Origin of the sequence: Amycolatopsis sp. MEPSY49 (assembly GCF_051337345.1) — a bacterium.
In the GTDB taxonomy this organism is placed as follows: Bacteria; Actinomycetota; Actinomycetes; order Mycobacteriales; family Pseudonocardiaceae; genus Amycolatopsis.
This window is the reverse complement of record NZ_JBDLYJ010000009.1, coordinates 1-16,132: the sequence shown is the minus strand read 5'-3', so window position 1 is coordinate 16,132 and position 16,132 is coordinate 1. Positions and strand designations below refer to the sequence as shown.

At 71.7% G+C, this 16,132-nt stretch carries 11 protein-coding genes; 5 read left to right on the top strand and 6 right to left on the bottom strand.

Annotated elements, in window-relative coordinates; translation table 11 throughout:
• Positions 1-183: 183 nt before the first annotated feature.
• On the top strand, positions 184-1,215 hold the full coding sequence (locus ABFJ78_RS33210) for a class I SAM-dependent methyltransferase (protein WP_436390766.1): 1,032 nt from the start codon (positions 184-186) through the stop codon (positions 1,213-1,215).
• A gap of 1 nt (position 1,216) precedes the next feature.
• Here ABFJ78_RS33210 and ABFJ78_RS33205 read toward each other — a convergent pair whose 3' ends face one another.
• The 3 genes from ABFJ78_RS33205 to ABFJ78_RS33195 form a co-directional block, all read right to left on the bottom strand.
• A complete protein-coding gene (locus tag ABFJ78_RS33205; protein ID WP_436390764.1) occupies positions 1,217-2,536 on the bottom strand; it encodes a M14 family zinc carboxypeptidase in 1,320 nt (439 codons plus the stop codon).
• Positions 2,537-2,712: 176 nt separating this feature from the next.
• Positions 2,713-8,190 (bottom strand): biotin carboxylase N-terminal domain-containing protein, encoded by a 5,478-nt coding sequence (locus ABFJ78_RS33200; RefSeq protein ID WP_436390762.1) that lies wholly within the window; start codon positions 8,188-8,190, stop codon positions 2,713-2,715.
• Positions 8,191-8,487: 297 nt separating this feature from the next.
• Positions 8,488-8,727 carry a hypothetical protein gene (locus ABFJ78_RS33195; protein WP_436390760.1) on the bottom strand — a complete coding sequence of 80 codons (240 nt, stop codon included), beginning with the start codon at positions 8,725-8,727 and terminating at the stop codon, positions 8,488-8,490.
• Between the two features lie 113 nt (positions 8,728-8,840).
• Between ABFJ78_RS33195 and ABFJ78_RS33190 the strand changes: the two genes are divergently transcribed.
• From ABFJ78_RS33190 to ABFJ78_RS33180, 3 genes are all read left to right on the top strand, one after another.
• Positions 8,841-9,158, top strand: a complete 318-nt coding sequence (locus ABFJ78_RS33190; RefSeq protein ID WP_436390758.1) for a hypothetical protein — start codon at positions 8,841-8,843, stop codon at positions 9,156-9,158.
• A gap of 86 nt (positions 9,159-9,244) precedes the next feature.
• Positions 9,245-10,753 (top strand): CehA/McbA family metallohydrolase, encoded by a 1,509-nt coding sequence (locus ABFJ78_RS33185; RefSeq protein ID WP_436390756.1) that lies wholly within the window; start codon positions 9,245-9,247, stop codon positions 10,751-10,753.
• A gap of 83 nt (positions 10,754-10,836) precedes the next feature.
• On the top strand, positions 10,837-11,625 hold the full coding sequence (locus tag ABFJ78_RS33180; protein WP_436390754.1) for a hypothetical protein: 789 nt from the start codon (positions 10,837-10,839) through the stop codon (positions 11,623-11,625).
• Positions 11,626-11,730: 105 nt separating this feature from the next.
• On the opposite strand, the gene ABFJ78_RS33175 is transcribed toward ABFJ78_RS33180, so the two are convergent.
• From ABFJ78_RS33175 to ABFJ78_RS33165, 3 genes are read right to left on the bottom strand one after another with little or no spacing between them, the layout of a single operon-like run.
• A complete protein-coding gene (locus ABFJ78_RS33175; protein ID WP_436390752.1) occupies positions 11,731-12,750 on the bottom strand; it encodes an NAD(P)-dependent alcohol dehydrogenase in 1,020 nt (339 codons plus the stop codon).
• Positions 12,747-13,421, bottom strand: coding sequence for an iron-sulfur cluster assembly protein (locus ABFJ78_RS33170; RefSeq protein ID WP_436390750.1), 675 nt, complete (start codon positions 13,419-13,421; stop codon positions 12,747-12,749). The genes ABFJ78_RS33175 and ABFJ78_RS33170 overlap by 4 nt, the downstream gene beginning before the upstream one ends.
• 1 nt (position 13,422) lies before the next feature.
• Positions 13,423-14,436: an amidohydrolase family protein gene (locus ABFJ78_RS33165; RefSeq protein ID WP_436390748.1), complete on the bottom strand. Its 1,014-nt coding sequence runs from the start codon at positions 14,434-14,436 to the stop codon at positions 13,423-13,425.
• 164 nt (positions 14,437-14,600) lie between these two features.
• Between ABFJ78_RS33165 and ABFJ78_RS33160 the strand changes: the two genes are divergently transcribed.
• A complete protein-coding gene (locus tag ABFJ78_RS33160) occupies positions 14,601-16,049 on the top strand; it encodes a helix-turn-helix domain-containing protein (RefSeq protein ID WP_436390746.1) in 1,449 nt (482 codons plus the stop codon).
• Positions 16,050-16,132: the final 83 nt, after the last annotated feature.

Below are 16,132 nucleotides of genomic sequence, written 5' to 3'. Positions count from 1 at the left end.
GCTCGATCGGTCCGCTGCCGACCGGGCCCCGGCCGAAGCCCGGGTCGGCGATCGAGTCCGCCCTGGCCAGTCGGGCTGCCGGTGCGCTCAGGCCGTCCGAACGGCCGACCGGGCACGCTGCCGCCCCGCGCCGGGCGGATCGTCCACTTCGGACGGTCCGCCCGGCCGGTAGACTCCGGTCGCATGGAGGAACAGGACTTCGCGGCCCACCTCACGGCTACCCTGACCGGCAGCGCCCTGACCATGCTGCTCGGGATCGGGCACCGCACCGGGTTGCTCGCCGCCGCCGCTCGGGGGCCTGCCACCAGCCCTGAACTGGCCGAACGCGCCGGCCTCCACGAACGGTACGTCCGCGAATGGCTCGGTGCCATGGTCACCGGTGGCATCTTCACCCTCGACGCCGGGAAGTACACCTTCCCGCCGCAGCACGCGAAGTTCCTGCTCGGCGAGACCGCGTCGAACCTCATGCCGTCGCTGCTGACGCTGAGCGCCTTCACCGGCATCCTGCCCGACCTCGAACGCAGCTTCGCCGAAGGCGGCGGCGTCCCGCGGTCGGCCTACGGGCCCCACCTCGAAACCCTCGGCGCGAAGACCGGCGACAGCTGGAAGCACATCTACCGCGAGCACCTCGTGGACGGCTTCTTCGGCGCGGTCCCCGGCCTGAAAGACCGGCTCACGGCGGGGGTGCGCGTGCTCGACCTGGGCTGCGGCACGGGAAACGCCATCGCCGTCGCCGCCCGCGCGTTCCCCGCGTCGCGGTTCACCGGACTCGACATCAACGAAAACGTCGTCGAGCAGGCGCGGGAGACCGCGGAAGACTTGCCGAACGCCGAGTTCGTCGTCGGGGACGCCGCGTGCCTGGCCGGCGAATACGACGTCATCACCGCCTTCGACGCCGTCCACGACCAGGACCGGCCGGACGTCGTGCTGCGCCGGATCCGGGGCGCCCTGGCCGAAGACGGTCTGTTCTTCATGGTGGACACCAACTTCTCGAGCCACGTCGAGAACAACGTCGGCAACCCGATGGCCGCGCTGTGCTACTCGATCAGCCTCATGTACTGCACCACGACGTCGCTCGCCGAAGGCGGGGCCGCGCTCGGAGCCATGTGGGGCACCGAGAAAGCCACGGAAATGCTCGCGGACGCGGGGTTCGGGCACGTGAGCGTGCTCGAGTCCCCGCGTCCGCAGAACTGCATCTACGCCTGCCGGCCGTGACTCACTGCTGGTACGGCGCCGCCGCGGCCTTGGCGGCGGTGATCAGCGCGCCCTTGTTCTTCGGCCAGAACGTGCTGTCGACGCAGGTGTACCTCGGCAGGAAGCCGCCGCACGTCCCGCTGGAGCCGCCGACCTCGAACGTCACGCTCGCGACGCCCAGTTCGCCGTAGGTGAAGTCGTCGGTGGTGCCGCTCGTGTCGTAGCCGACGGTCTCTTCGTTGGTGCCGACGAGGTAGCCGTTCGACGCCGAGTACTTCGCGCCCAGCCGCCGGTACTGCGCGTCGTTCGGCGAAGTGGCCTGCGTGAAGCCCCACGGGATGATGATGTCGTTGCCGTAGCTGTGCAGCGTGATCATCGTGCCCTTGGCGGTCGACGGCGCGGGGTCGTTGTTCCCGGTGCCGCGCTGATCGGGGAAGATCGCGCGGGCCAGCTTCTCCAGCGCCTGCACTTCGGGCTCGGAACCGGCGCTCACGCCCTGGTAGGTCTCGGCGCAGGCGGAGTTCGAGTCGGCGCCCCACTTGAACGTCGAGTTGCGGTTGAGGTCGACGCCGATGTTCGTGCCCGTGCAGCTGCCGCGGGAGTTGTTCGCGTTCTTGCGCTGCAGCTTCGGCGAGTTGCCGCCGGAGGCGACGATGTCTACGCCGTCGGGGTTGGCGATCGGCACCACCCAGACCTCGGTGGTGTCCAAAATGGACTTCGCGGTGGCGTCGGTGGCGTACCCGTCGGCGAGGTAGTCGATCCAGCGCCAGGCGAGTTCGCCGGTCGACAGCTCGCGCGCGTGGATCTGGGCCATCAGGAAGAACTTCGGCTTCGGCGACGTCGTCGAGAGCGTGCAGTCGCCGGACTGCTTCTTGGTGAGGCAGAGGGCCTGGATGTCGTGCCCGCCCTGACCCTTCGTCTTCTTCCACGACTGGCCGATGGTGTACTTCGTGGCCAGGTCGGGGTGCGCGGCCGCGACGGCGGTGAGGTGGTTTTCGTGCGCGGTGACCGTGCGGTACCCGCCGTAGTAGGTGTCGGCCTCCAGGGAATTGCCCCGCGCGGGGAGTTCTTTGTAGACGGTGTCGTGGTAGGACGGCCGGAAACCGGCGGCACGCAGCTGGTTCGCGACGGCCTGCCCGCCGACGACGAGGACGGCGCCCGCGTCCCCTTCCTCGACGTCGAACCCGGCCGCCTCGAGTGCCTGTGCCTGGGCGGCGGTGGCCGGGACGCGCCAGAAGACCGGCGTGTCCGCGGGCTGCGCGGTGGCCGGGCCGCCGAGCAGGGTGGTGAGCAGGACACCGGTCGCCGCGAGGGCGAGCCGGGACAGGGACCTTGACGCCATCGGGGGATCTCCTCACGCCGCACGGATGGAGGCTCGGTCGGCACCCGTGGTCACCGTACCGGCACGCACAGTGTGTCGGGCGGGGACAAAACCGCCATACCCCCGAAAGTCGCGAAGCGCCGGAATGCCGAAGGGCGGCACTTTCACGTGAAAGTGCCGCCCTTCGCAAGACGCTGCTACTGCTTCAAGCCGTGTTCGATGGCCTCGATGATGCGCGGCCGCAGCTCGGCCGTGCTGATGATCGCGTCCACCGAGCCGACCTCCACCGCCCGCTGGATGCTGTGGACCTTGTCGAACTCCGCCGCGATCTCGCTGACCTTCTCCGCGCGGACCGACGACTGGACCTCGGCCAGCTGGGCGCTCAACGCCGCCCGGGAAGGCGCGTCGGCCGCGGAAACCCGGTTCTGCAGCTCGGTCACCCGCGGGTCGTTCGCCGTGCGCTTGGCCACCTCGCCGGCGAACACCACCGCCGCCGCCGGGGCGCCGCCCAGCACCGAGGCGAACGAGCCCTCCAGCGCCAGCACCGTCATGTTCGGGTTCAGCGCCTTGGAGAACACCACGAACGCGCCGCCGTGGTAGCGCGAGATCACGGTGAACACGATCGGGCCCTCGAAGTTGACGATCGCCCGGCCGATCTCCGCGCCGTACTCCAGCTGCAGCTTGCGCAGCGACTCCGGGGAGCCGTCGAAGCCGGACAGGTTCGCCAGCACCACCAGCGGCCGGTTGCCCGACGCCGCGTTGATCGCGCGCGCCGTCTTCTTCGACGACCGCGGGAAGAGCGTGCCCGCGGTGTAGGTGTCCGGGCCGTCGGTGGGCGGGAAGCCGCGGCGGGGGACCGACCGCGACTCGATGCCGACCAGGCAGACCGGGCGGCCGCCGATGTGCACGTCCTGCACCGCCGCGGTGTCGGCGTCGGCCATGCCCGCCCAGCGCTCCAGCACCGGGTGGTCCTGGTCGGACAGCGCGCGCATAACCGTGCGGATGTCGAACGGCTTCTTGCGGTCCGGGTTGTGCTCGGCCGAGAAGATCTCGCCGACGGTCGTGAAGTCGCTGCCGACGATCGCGTGCGGGAACGTCGAGACGTCGCGGTCGACCGGGTCGTTCGTGCCCACCTTGCGCGGCCCGGCCTCACCCGGCACCACGTACGTGTGGTCGTAGTGCGCCATCAGCACTTCCCGCGCGGCCGGCAGGTTCGGCGCCCAGTACTGCGCCTGGCCGTTCGGGCCCATCACGCGGTCGTAGCCGCCGATGCCGAAGTTGTCCTCGGCCGACACGCCACCCGAGAAGTCGAGCGCCTGCTTGCCGGTGAGCACCATCGCCGAGTCCGGCGTCATCACCAGGACGCCCTTGGTGTGCATGAGCATCGTGGCTTCGGCGTTCCAGTACGGCTGGGCGCCGACGTTGATCCCGTTGACCACGATGTTGATCTCGCCGCCGTCCTGGGTGAACGTGACGATCCGCTTGAGCGCCGCGGCGACCCAGTCCATGTTCTCGGTGCCCGAGGACATCGAGATCCGCGCGCCCGAGGACAGCGCGAACCACTCCAGCGGGACCCGCATCCGCTCGGCCAGGTCGAGCGCCGCGATGACACGCGAGCACTCCGGCTCCGACAGCGCGCCGAGCGACTTCGTCGGGTCGCCGAGCAGCACGACCCGCGTGACGCCCTCGGGGTGCCGCGCGGTCGGCGTCGTGACGACGCCGGCGACGATCGCCGCGCTGTTCTGCCCCTTCGGCCGGTCCACCGGGACGAGGACCCCCGAGGAATCCAGGTCGTGCTCGGCGAACGTGCCCTCGGCGCCGGCGAGCAGGTCGGTCAGCTCGTACGGGTAGACGTTGCCGCGCCGCGCCGCGCGCAGCACCTTCAGGCGGTAGTCGTCGAGGGGCTTGACCGGCTCGGTCGACGGCGGCCCGACGTGCAGCCGCGCGCCCTGGCTCGGGTCGAAGGTGATGCGGACGGCGAGCTCGGCCAGCTTGCCCGCGTCGGTGCGCCGGCGGGCCAGGAACTGGACCTCCTCCAGCCCGGCGCCCACCGACGTCGGCAGGATGCGCTGGACGAGGGTGTTCAGCTCGTCGGTCGTCAGGTCCGTCTGCGGCCAGACGTACATCATGATCCGGTTGGTGTCGAATCGCTTGTTCTGCGGCCGCTGCGCCTGGATGTTGCGGATCGCGTCGAGGCACGCGGTGACGGCGTCCTCGAGCGCGGGCAGCGCCACCAGCCGGCCGTCGGCCTCGCGCAGCGGCGTCAGGTCGCGGACCTGGCCCATCGCGATCAGCCGCTCGTCGGCCGGGTTGCTCTTCGCCACGGCCTTGAAGAGGTAGATCTCCTCGTCCGAGGACGGCAGCCGGGTCAGGTCGAACTCGTGCAGCCGCTGCAGCTGCAGGCGGTTCGCGATCTGCGGGTGCAGGCCGCGGATCAGCCGGTCTTCGGCGAAGGCAGTCAAGCCACTGTCGTCGCGGCGGAACGTGAAGTGGTGGTGCATCACCGCGCCGCCGGTGCCGGCGACGGTGACCACGATCCGGCGCACGCTCGCCGGCACCCCGTGCTCGGCCAGCAGCGCGCCGAGCCGCTGCGCGGTCGCGTCGACGTCCGGCTGGTCCTCCCAGCGCAGGTACAGGTCGGCGACGACGCCTTCGGTGGCCACCTCGCCGAGCGCGCGCAGCGCCTCGGGCAGGGCGGCGAAGTCGACGGCCGTGGTGACCAGCGGCAGCGCGCCGTCCGGGGTGTTCAGCTCGGCGGTCAGCCACCGGGAGCCACCGGCGTCGCGCACGACGACCCCGGACAGCCTGCGGTTGCCGTAGTAGCGGCGGGTCAGGACTTCCAGCAGCGGCGCGTGGTCGCGGCCCGGGCGGCCGATCCGCTGCCCGATCAGCCGGACCAGGGGCTGCGAGCCGGTGATCATGGCCTGGATCCGCTCGGCGCGGTCCGCGGCGTCGGGGTGCTGGTCGAGGTAGCGCAGCTCGGTGCGGACCGCGGCGTAGACCTCGGCGCGGTGGCGGCGCAGCAGCGGCTGGGCGAACCAGCGGAAGACCACGCCGCGGGCCAGGTCGGACACCGCGGGGAAGCGGACCTGCGTGGCCTCGACGACGTGCTCCAGCGTCCGGCCGGCGCGGTCGCTCAGCGCCTCCGCCGGCGGCGGCCCGGTCAGCCACTGCCGTAGCAGCTCGGAGACGACGGCGACGTCGGCCGAAGTCCGTTGCTGCGCCAGGAAGATCCGGAAGACCGCGGCCTCCAGCTCCGGCGTGCGCTCCAGGTCGGCGACGCCGTAGTGGCCGAGGACCTTGGCCAGCTTGGCCTGGAAGCCTTCGGTGACGCCGGCGCGCTCGACGTCGAGGCTCTGCAGGTAGCTGTGGAAGAACTCGCGCGGGCTGTGCACCGCGCCGTTCGGGACGGTGTCCTCGCCGCCCGGGGTGTTGCGGCTCAGCTCGGACAGGTCGGCGAAGACGGTGAGCAGCTCCAGTTCGCCTTCCACCGGACGGCCGCCCAGCTCGGCCCGCGCCGCGGTGTACGCCGCCAGGACGCGCTTGCGCTCGCCCGGGTCGACGTCGAAGCCGAGCAGCAGGCTGCGCAGGTCCTGCAGGCCGCGCTCGACGCGGTCGGCCGCGGACACGTCCGCCGCCTCGGCCGGCAGGTCGATCTCGACGGTCTCGGTCTCCTCGGCGACCTCGTCCTCGGCGCCGTCGGCCAAGGGCTCCAGGCGCATCAGCGGCGCGCCGGTCTCGACCTGGCTGCCGACCGACACCGGGCACTCGCGGACGCGGGCGCGGAACGGCGCGCGCAGCACCGTTTCCATCTTCATGCTCTCCAGCACGAGGATCGGCGCGTTCGCCTCGACCTCGTCGCCGACGGCCAGGGGAGTCGCGACCACCAGCGCGGGCGCGGGGGAGCGGACGACGCCGCCTTCGTCGCGGCTGACGCGGTGGGTGACGCCGTCGACCTCGACGAGGTGGATCGGGCCGTGCGTGGCCGCCACCAGGCGGAAGCCCTGGCCGTTGACCCGGATCCGGCCGCTGTGGGCGTCGAAGCGGTCGATCTCGACGTCGGCGTGGTGCACCTCGGACGTCCCGGCCGAAACGCCGACGCGGAAGCGCTTCTGGCCGATGCGCGCGACGCCGACGCGGTAGCCGACGCCGCGGAGCTTGAGGTCGAGCGGGCGGCCGGTCTCGTGCTGGACCTGCGGGCGCCCGCCGTGCGCGGTGGACAGCAGCCGCTGGACGGAGACCTCTTCCCCGTCCTCGTAGGCCTCGATGGCGGCCGCGGCGAGCGCGACGGCGGAGTGCCGGTGGGTGACCAGGCGGCCTTCGGCGCGGACGCGGTCGATCCAGCCGGTGTCGGCGCTCGCGTCGATGACCTCGGGCTGGTCGAGCAGCTCGAGCACGAAGCTCTTGTTGGTCGCGCCGCCCTCGATGATGACGGTGGTCTCGGCCATCGCGCGGCGCAGGCGGCCGAGCGCCTCGTCGCGGTCGCGCCCGTAGGCGATGATCTTGGCGATCATCGAGTCGAAGTCGGCGGGGATGGTGTCGCCCTCGCTGACGCCGGTGTCGACGCGGATGCCGGGCCCGGCGGGCAGTGCCAGCCGCGCGATGCGGCCGGGGGAAGGGGCGAAGTCGCGGTCGGGGTCCTCGGCGTTCAGCCGGGCTTCGACGGCGTGGCCGAGCTCGGCCGGCTGATCGCCTTCGAGCTTGCCGCCGCCGGCGACGTGCAGCTGCAGCTTGACCAGGTCGGTGCCGGTGGTGATCTCGGTGATCGGGTGCTCGACCTGCAGGCGGGTGTTGACCTCGAGGAAGGCGAACAGCTTCTCGCCCGGGTGGTAGAGGAACTCGACGGTGCACGCGCCGCGGTAGCCGACGGCGACCGCGAGCCGCTCGGCCGACGCCTTCAGCTCGGCGGTCTGCTCGGGCGCGAGGACGGGGGAGGCCGACTCTTCGATGATCTTCTGGTTGCGCCGCTGCACCGAGCAGTCGCGGACGCCGAGCGCCCACGCCGTCTCGCCGTCGGAGATCACCTGGACCTCGACGTGCCGGGCGCCGGTGACCAGGCGCTCGAGGAACACGACGCCGGACCCGAAGGCGCGCAGGGCTTCCTGGCTGGTGCGCTCGTAGGCGTCGGCGAGGTCCTCGCCGGAGGCGACCATGCGGATGCCGCGCCCGCCGCCGCCCGCGGTGGCCTTGAGCATCAGCGGGTAGCCGATTTGCTCGCCGGCCTTCAGCGCGTCCTCGAGCGTGGCGACCTCGCCGCGGCTCCACGGCGCGACCGGCACACCGACCTCTTCGGCGATCAGCTTCGCGCCGATCTTGTCGCCGAGCTTGCGCATCGCGTCGGCGCTCGGCCCGACGAAGGTGACGCCGACCTTCTCGCACAACTCCGCGAAGGCCGGGTCTTCGGCGACGAAGCCCCAGCCGACCCACGCGGCGTCGGCCTTCGTCTCGACGAGGGCCCGCTCGAGCTTGGCCAGGTCGAGGTAGGGGCGGGCCGAAGCGGGCCCCAGGTCGTAGGCCAGGTCGGCCTCACGGACGAAGGTGGCGGTGCGATCGGCATCGGTGTAGAGGGCGACCGTCTCGATCTTCGTGCCGGTTTCCGCCGACAGATCCCGGACGGCGTGGATGAGCCGCATCGCGGCCTCTCCGCGGTTGACGATGGCGACACGATTGAACACCGGCTGAGCCTCCCAAGTACCCACGCACAGAAGGCGACGCACCTGTCCTGGGGCGTCGCCTGCACCTGTCTACACCCTGCTGGATTACCGAGGGGTAGACCAATGTCCGCCATGGCGCATGCCGAGGCGGCTGCGTTGTGGAGACCCCACAAAAAGCGACCCGCGCCACACCGGTGCGGCCGCTTTTCTCGCGAGGACTCTCACAAAGCACGCTGCGCAGCTTACGGCGGCGACCGCTGGGGAAACATCCGGTGACGCGGAAGTACGGGCCCCTGTTCGCAGGCTCCGCGGCAGGGGTCAGGAAGCCAGCAGGACGTTCGGGTCGAGCACCTGTCCCAGCTCACGCCGTTCCGCTTCCGACAGCGGAACCGCTGCGACGCTGCACCGGCCGTCCGGACCCGGGGCCGTGGTGATGGCCAGCACCGGCCGGCCGTCGATTTCGCGCAGGGTCACCCGGCCGCCGCAGGAGAGGTCGACGCTGATCCCCGGGCGGTCGCGATGCCTGCCCAGCCAGCGGCCGACGAAGTCGAAGGTCATCGCGGTCTCCCCTCGGTACGCACTCCCCGTCGAAGCACAGGTGTTGCCGGTTAATGCCCCGGATACCCCGGGTTTACACCCGATGGTGGGGAAAAGTCGGTCATGATGGCCTGATGAAGCTGGGGCACCTGGCCGCGACCGCGCGGGACCTGTTCACCGCCAAGCTGGTCTACGGCGATCCGGTGGAGCGCGACGGGACCGTCGTCATCCCGGCCGCGGCCGTCTTCGGTGGCGGGGGCGGTGGTGGCGACGACACCGGCGCGCTGCCCGTGCGCGAAGGTGCCGGGTTCGGGGTGTTCGCCCGGCCCGCCGGGGCTTTCGTGGTGCGCGGGGAGGCGGTGACCTGGGTGCCCGCCGTCGACCGCACGCGGCTCGGGCTGGCCGCCGCCGTCACCGTCGTCGCGCTCGCCAAGATCCTTTCGCGGCGCTGACCCGACGCCGGAAGTTCACCGCCGGTTCGCGCCCGCGTTCGCGTCGCTCACCTAGCGTCGGGGCGTCTTTCGATGCGGAGGTACGCATGAATTCTGGGGACTTGAGCCGGCGCACGCTGCTGCGCGCGAGCGGGGTGGCGGCCGCGGCGGGGCTGCTTCCGGGCATCGCGTTCGCCGACCAGCCGGGCGGCACCGGCAGCCAGACCCGGACGGTCACCGGCACGCTGAAGCCGGACGTCCCGGACTGGTACTACCTGCCCGTCGACGTCCCGCGCGGGGTGCGGCAGATCGACGTCGTCTACTCCTACGACAAGCCGCCGGTGCCCGCCGGCACCCGCGGGAACGCCTGCGACATCGGGATGTTCGGCCCGGAAGGCCACGACCTGGGCAACGCCCGCGGCTTCCGCGGCTGGTCCGGCGGCTTCCGCGACCGGTTCTCGATCAGCGCGGCCGAGGCCACGCCGGGCTACCTCGCCGGCCCGATCAAGCCGGGTCGCTGGCACGTCATCCTCGGCCCGTACACGGTCGCGCCGCAGGGTTTGAACTACCAGGTGGACATCACGCTCACCTTCGGGCCGGACGCGGCGCCGTTCACGCCGAACCCGGCGCCGGAGTCCGCGCCCGCCCGAGAGCGCGGCCGCGCCTGGTACCGCGGCGACGGCCACCTGCACACCGTCCACTCCGACGGCCGCCGCACGCCGGACCAGCTGGTCGCCGACGCGCGTGCCGCGGGCCTGGACTTCATCGTCTCCACCGACCACAACACGTCCAGCTCACAGCTCGTCTGGGGGAACTACGCCACCGACGACCTGCTGATCCTCAACGGCGAAGAGGTGACGACGCGGTCCGGGCACTGGCCCGCGATCGGCCTGCCCGCCGGCACGTGGATCGACTGGCGCTACCGCGCCGCCGACCCGCGGGACTTCCGCCGCTTCACCGACCAGGTGCACCGCGCGGGCGGCCTGGTCACCGCGGCGCACCCGTTCGCCAACTGCTTCGGCTGCACCTACGAGTTCGCGTACGAGATCGCCGACCTGGTCGAGGTCTGGAACGGCCCGTGGACCCAGGACGACGAGGCGAGCGTCATCCACTGGGACGGGCTCCTGCGCGGCGGCCGGTTCATCCCGGCGATCGGCGACTCCGACGCGCACAACCCGGACCAGCGCGTCGCGCTGCCGCACACCGTCGTCCTCGCCGACCGGTTGCGCCGCAAGGAACTCCTCGAGGGGCTGAAGGCGGGCCGGTCGTGGCTGGCCGAGTCGTCGGCGGTCCAGCTGGACTTCACGGTGTCCGGCGGCGGGCGCACGGCGGGGATCGGCGAGCGGCTGCCGGCCGCCACCGGGACCCCGGTAACGGTCCGTGCGGTGGTCGGCGGCGTCCCGGGGACGACGGTGACGTTCCTCGACCAGCTCGGGCCGGAGCACACGGAGACGATCGGCGACGGCGGCGCGGCGACGGTCACGTGGACGACGTATCCGCGCTACTCGCGGTGGGTGCGCGTCGAGGTCCGTCGCCCGTCCGGAGGCCCGAACACCACCCAGCCGAACGCGATGGTGGCGATGTCGAACCCGATCTTCCTGGGGGCCGACCACTGAACCTCCGCCCGGTGCGCCGCGTCCTTTGGCAGACTGGTGCGAACGGGTGAGAGCGGGGCAGGGTGCGCGGGTGTGGTCTGAAGGTGGCGATCTTCCTGGGGGCGGTCGTCGTGCTGACCGCGGGGATCGTCGTGGTCGTGGTGCTGACGCGCAGCCCGGTGCGGACGCCGGGCTGCACGGTGGCCCTGCCCGGGCAGACGTCGTACACCTTCACGCCCGAGCAGATGGACAGCGCGGCGACGATCGCGGGCGTCGGGACGAAGCTCGGCCTCCCGCCGCACGCGGCCACGGTCGCGCTGGCCACGGCGCTGCAGGAGTCGAAGCTGCGCAACCTCGAGGGCGGTGACCGCGACTCGGTCGGGCTGTTCCAGCAGCGGCCCAGCCAGGGCTGGGGCACGGTGGCGCAGCTGCGCGACCCGGTCTACGCGGCGACGGCGTTCTACGAGAAGCTCGAGAAGCTGCCGGGCTGGGAGACGCTGCCGATCACCGAGGCGGCCCAGGAGATCCAGCGCTCGGGCGTCCCGGACGCGTACGCGCAGTGGGAGCCGCAGGCGCGCGCGATGGCGGCGGCGTTCACCGGCCAGTTCCCGGCCGCGATGACGTGCCGCAACCTGACGTTGGCCGCCCCCGGCGACCTGGCTTCCGCGGCGACGGACGAGCTGGGCACGGCCCGCTTGAGCGGCGCCCACCCGGCGGCGCAGGGGTGGGCGTACGCGAGCTGGCTGGTCGGCCGCGCGGAAGCGCTGGGCGTCGACAAGGTGAGCTTCGCCGGCCAGACGTGGACGGCGAAGTCCGGGGCCTGGGCCCAGGACTCCGCCGCCGGTCCGGACCTGTCACTGCACCAGGCCCCGGCGGCCCAGCCCAGCCAGTAGCCGTCACTTTCGCTACGAAAGTGCTCCGGAACCCGGCTGTGGACGTCACTTTCCCTACGAAAGTGATCCGGAGTTCCGGCTCCGGTGGGCACTTTTGGGTGGAAGTTACGGCACCAGGATCGCGCGGCCGCGGATGCGGCCCGCCTCGAGGTCGTCGAGGGCCGTCTGGAACTCCTCCAGGCGGTACCGGGCCGTGTGCAGCTTCACCCGGCCCTGCGCCGCCAGCACCATCAGCTCGCACAGGTCGTTGTACGACCCCACCAGGTTCCCGATCAGGTTGATCTCCGTCGAGATGATGTCGATCGTCGGGACGTCGATGTTCTCGCCGTAGCCGACGACGTGGTAGTCGCCCGCCCGCCGCAGCATCGCGATCCCGTCGCGCGTCGCCCCGCCCTCGCCGACGAAGTCGATGACCGCCTCCGCGCCGTGGCCGCCGGTGAGGTCGAGCACCTGCGAAACCGGCGAGCCGGTCACGCCGTGGTCCGCGCCGATCGACACCGCCAGCTTCACCGCGTCCGGGTTGCGGTCCACGACGATCAGCTCCGCCGCCGAGATCGCCTTGAGCACCTGGATCCCGATGTGCCCGAGCCCGCCCGCGCCGATCACGACGCACTTGTCGCCCGGACGCAGCCGCCGCGCCGCCTTCGCCGCCGCGTGGTACGCCGTCAGCCCGGCGTCGGCCAGCGCCGCGACGTCCGCCGGTTCCAGGGAGTCGTCGATCTTGACGACGCTGCGGGCCGACGTCTTCAGGTACTCCGCGTACCCGCCCGCGGTGTCGATGCCGGGGAACCGCGACTGCTCGCAGTGGACGTCGTCGCCGAAGCGGCACGCCCGGCACAGCCCGCACGTGATCAGCGGGTGCACGATCACCTTGTCGCCCTCGGCGACGTTCGTGACCGCGCTGCCGATCGCGTGCACCCAGCCCGCGTTCTCGTGCCCGATCGTGTAGGGCAGCGTGACGCCGGACTTCTCCTTCCACTGCCCTTCGAGGATGTGCAGGTCGGTGCGGCAGACGCCGGCGCCGCCGATCCGCACGACGACGTCGAACGGGCCGGTGACCGACGGCTCGGGGACGTCGGTCATCCGCAACGGCGAGTCGTACCCGACGACCTGGACGGCTTTCACGCTGGTACCTCCACAGTGGACTCGGGGTAGCGGGTGCGGAGCAGGCCGCGGCAGAAGTGCGAGTTGCCCTCGATGGAGATCCGGACCGACCGGGCGAACCGCAGCCGCAGCGGGATTTCCTCGCGGGGGAACGGGGTTCCGTCGTGGTCGACCAGCACCGGCGACGCCGGATCGGCCGGCAACCCGAGGGCCGCCCGCCGCCGCAGCAGCGCCGCCGAAGCGGGTACGTCCGGCAGGTCCGCGAGGGTGACGCCGTGCAGGTCGACGTCTTCGTCGGCGCGCAGCAGCCCGGTCAGCGCGCGTTCCATCGCCGCCTGGTGGGCCTTGCGCCGGAACGTCTCCCGCAGCTCTTCCAGGTCCTGGTCGGCCTCGTGGCCGAACGTTCCCCGGTAGCCCGCGTCGGCGGCGAGACCGGCGTTGATGAGGTCCGAGTCGTGGTGGTCGTCCAGCTCCACCACGACTTCGGTCGTCCACGGCAGCGCCGTCAGCACGTCCTTCGCGTCCGACGCCATGAGGTAGGCGAAGTTCGGCGCGCAGAACGACGTCGGCAGTCGCAAGTGGACGGTCACCCGCCCGCCGTCGACGGCCAGCGATTTGACGAAGCCGAGGTCGGTGATGGGCTCGTCCAGCTCCGGGTCGAGTACCGCGTCCAGCGCGGTGTACGCGTCCACGTCAGGCCACCGAGACGGCCTGCGGCTCGACCGGGGCCAGCCGGAGTTCCGACGGGACCGGGATGTCGTACATCGCCGCCGCGTTGAGGCCGAGGATCTTCTTCTTCTGGTCGACGGTCAGCGGCGCGTACTCCGGCATGTCCTCCGGGATCTGGAAGTCGACGAACCGCTCGATCAACCAGCGGGGTGTCCAGAGCGCGTAGTCGCTGGAGAACTGGATGCGGTCCTCGTCGAGCCAGTACAGCAGCTCGCCGATGATCTGCGCGAAGTACCGCGGCCGCGTGTGGATGAACGGGATGGCCACCGCGAGTCCCGCGTGGACGTTCGGCTCCTGCGTCGCGATCCAGCAGAAGTCCTCCAGCCGCGGCAGGCCGCAGTGCTCGACGACGAAGTTGAGGTCGGTGAAGTCGGTGGCCGCGTGGTCGACGTCGGCGACGTCGAAGGCGTCGCGGTCGAGAGGCCGGATTGTCGGTCCCTTGTGGACGTGGATGTTCTTGATCCCGAGTTCCTGGCAGGCTTCGAAGTACTTGTACGTCCACTTGTCGTCGAGCTTGTAGCCGCGCGAGTCGCCCTGCCATTCCGCGGTGTAGAGCTTGACGCCCTTGAGGTTGAACCGCTCCGCGTCGCGCCGCAGCTGGTCGATGCCGGCCTGCTCGAAGCGCGGGTCGAAGAAGTGGTTGTAGGTCAGCTTTCCTTCGTGCTTCCGCGTCAGGGCGAAGGCTTCCTCGGTCTGCCCGAAGCCGTTGTTGTAGAATGCGCCGAGGTGGGCGGGCTGGAAGATCGCGTGGTCGACGTACCCGTTCTCGAACAGGTCCCGCATCAGCCGCTCGCCGCCTTGGTAGAGGTAGTCCTCGTAGGGCCAGACCTCGGACTCGGGGCTGAGGTTGCGGTGGTAGTCGTAGAAGCAGTCGATGAACTGCTTGCCGTGGATGTTGCGCTGGTTCTCCGGGCGCGCGTCCCAGAGCGCCACGTGCGCGTCCACGATGAAGTACGTCTCGCCGTCCTTGCTGTACATGCGGTCCCTCCACGTCTTCGTGTGTTGCTGGGACGGTAGGGACGTCGGGGCTGGTCAGGGGCCCGCCGGGTGTCTCGATATGAGACAGCTCGGGCCGCCGTCACCCGGGCGGCGGACGTAGGCTGGACGGAGTCCGACGCAGCGGCGCGTCCGGAGGAGGTCGAGTGGAGAACCCGCAGGTGTCCGTCACGCGGTCGTTCGACGCGGCCCGGCTGCGGGCGTCGTGGCAGCGCAGCGAGCGTTACGGCGTCCCCGAGGACGAGGTCCTGCCGGTGTTCTCCGGCGCGGTCGACACCGGGTCGCTGCTGTACGAGTGCGGCACGGAGGTGCTGCGCGGCCTGCAGGCGACGCTGGCCAACGAGCCGATCAGCCTGATGATCACCGACAGCGAAGGCCTGGTGCTGAGCCGGCTGTGCACGGACGCGTCCATCAACCGCTCGCTCGACAAGGTGCACCTGGCGCCGGGCTTCTACTTCGCCGAGAGCAACGCCGGCACCAACGGGCTCGGGCTGGCGCTGGCCGACCGGGCGCCGTCGCTGGTCCGGGCGAGCGAGCACTACTGCACCGACCTGCGCGGTTACACCTGCGCGGCGGTGCCGGTGCTTGACCCGCTGACCGGGTCGCTGGCCGGCAGCGTCAACCTGACCACCTGGTCGGAGCAGTCGTCGGAGCTGCTGCTGGCGCTCGCGCAGGCCGCCGCCGGCAACACCGCGGCGCTGATGCTGGCCCGCGCGTCCGGGCGCACCGCCCGGCCGACCCCGCGCGGCGAGGTCTTCCGCGTCTACGCCGACCGCGTCGACCCCGGTGACCTGCCGCGGCTTTCGCCCGCCTGGACCACCGCGGTCGGTTCGGCGCAGACGGCCTTCGCGGCGGGTCGGGTCGTCGCGGTCGTCGGCGAGCCCGGCGCGGGAAAGACGGCGCTGGCGTCGCTGGCCCGGCGTCGGCTTCGACCGCGTGAGCGCGTGCTGAACGCGCGCCCGCCGGCGCCCGACGACGTCGACACGTGGCTGACGCTGTGGACGCCGGAGCTGGCCAAGGACGGCACGTGCGTGATCGTGTCCGGCGTGGAGGCCCTGCCGGCGTGGGCGGCGGAGGAGCTGGCGCGGCGGTTCGCCGACGTCCGCGGCGACGGGCCGCCGCCGTTCGTGCTCACCGCCGAGGACGCCGGTGCGCTGCCGGCGGCGCTGCGGCCGCTGGTCGACCGGGTGGTCGAGGTCCCGGCGCTGCGGTTTCGTCCCGACGACGTCCTGCCGCTGGCCCACCACTTCGCCCGCCGCGACCGCGGACGGGACGTCACGTTCACGTCGGCGGCTTCGCGGGCGTTGGCGGCTTACGACTGGCCGGAGAACGCGAAGCAGCTACGTCGGGTTGTGCGCGAAGCGGCTTCGCGGTCCGGCGTGGTCGATGTGGGGCATCTGCCGGCCGAGGTGTTCAGCGCGGCGGGACACCGGTTGAGCCGGCTGCAGGCCCTGGAGCGGGACGAGATCGTGCGGTGCCTGGCCGAGCCCGGGGCGACGGTCGTGCAGGCGGCGGCGAAGCTCGGCATGGGCCGGGCGACGCTCTACCGCAAGATGGCGCAGTACGGGCTCAACGCGCGGCAGCTGAAGTCCTAGGCCGCGCGGCGGCTGGTGGTGGGCGGCTCGGGTCAGCGCGCGGCGGCTGGTGGTGGGCGGCTCGGGTCAGCGCGCGGCGGCTG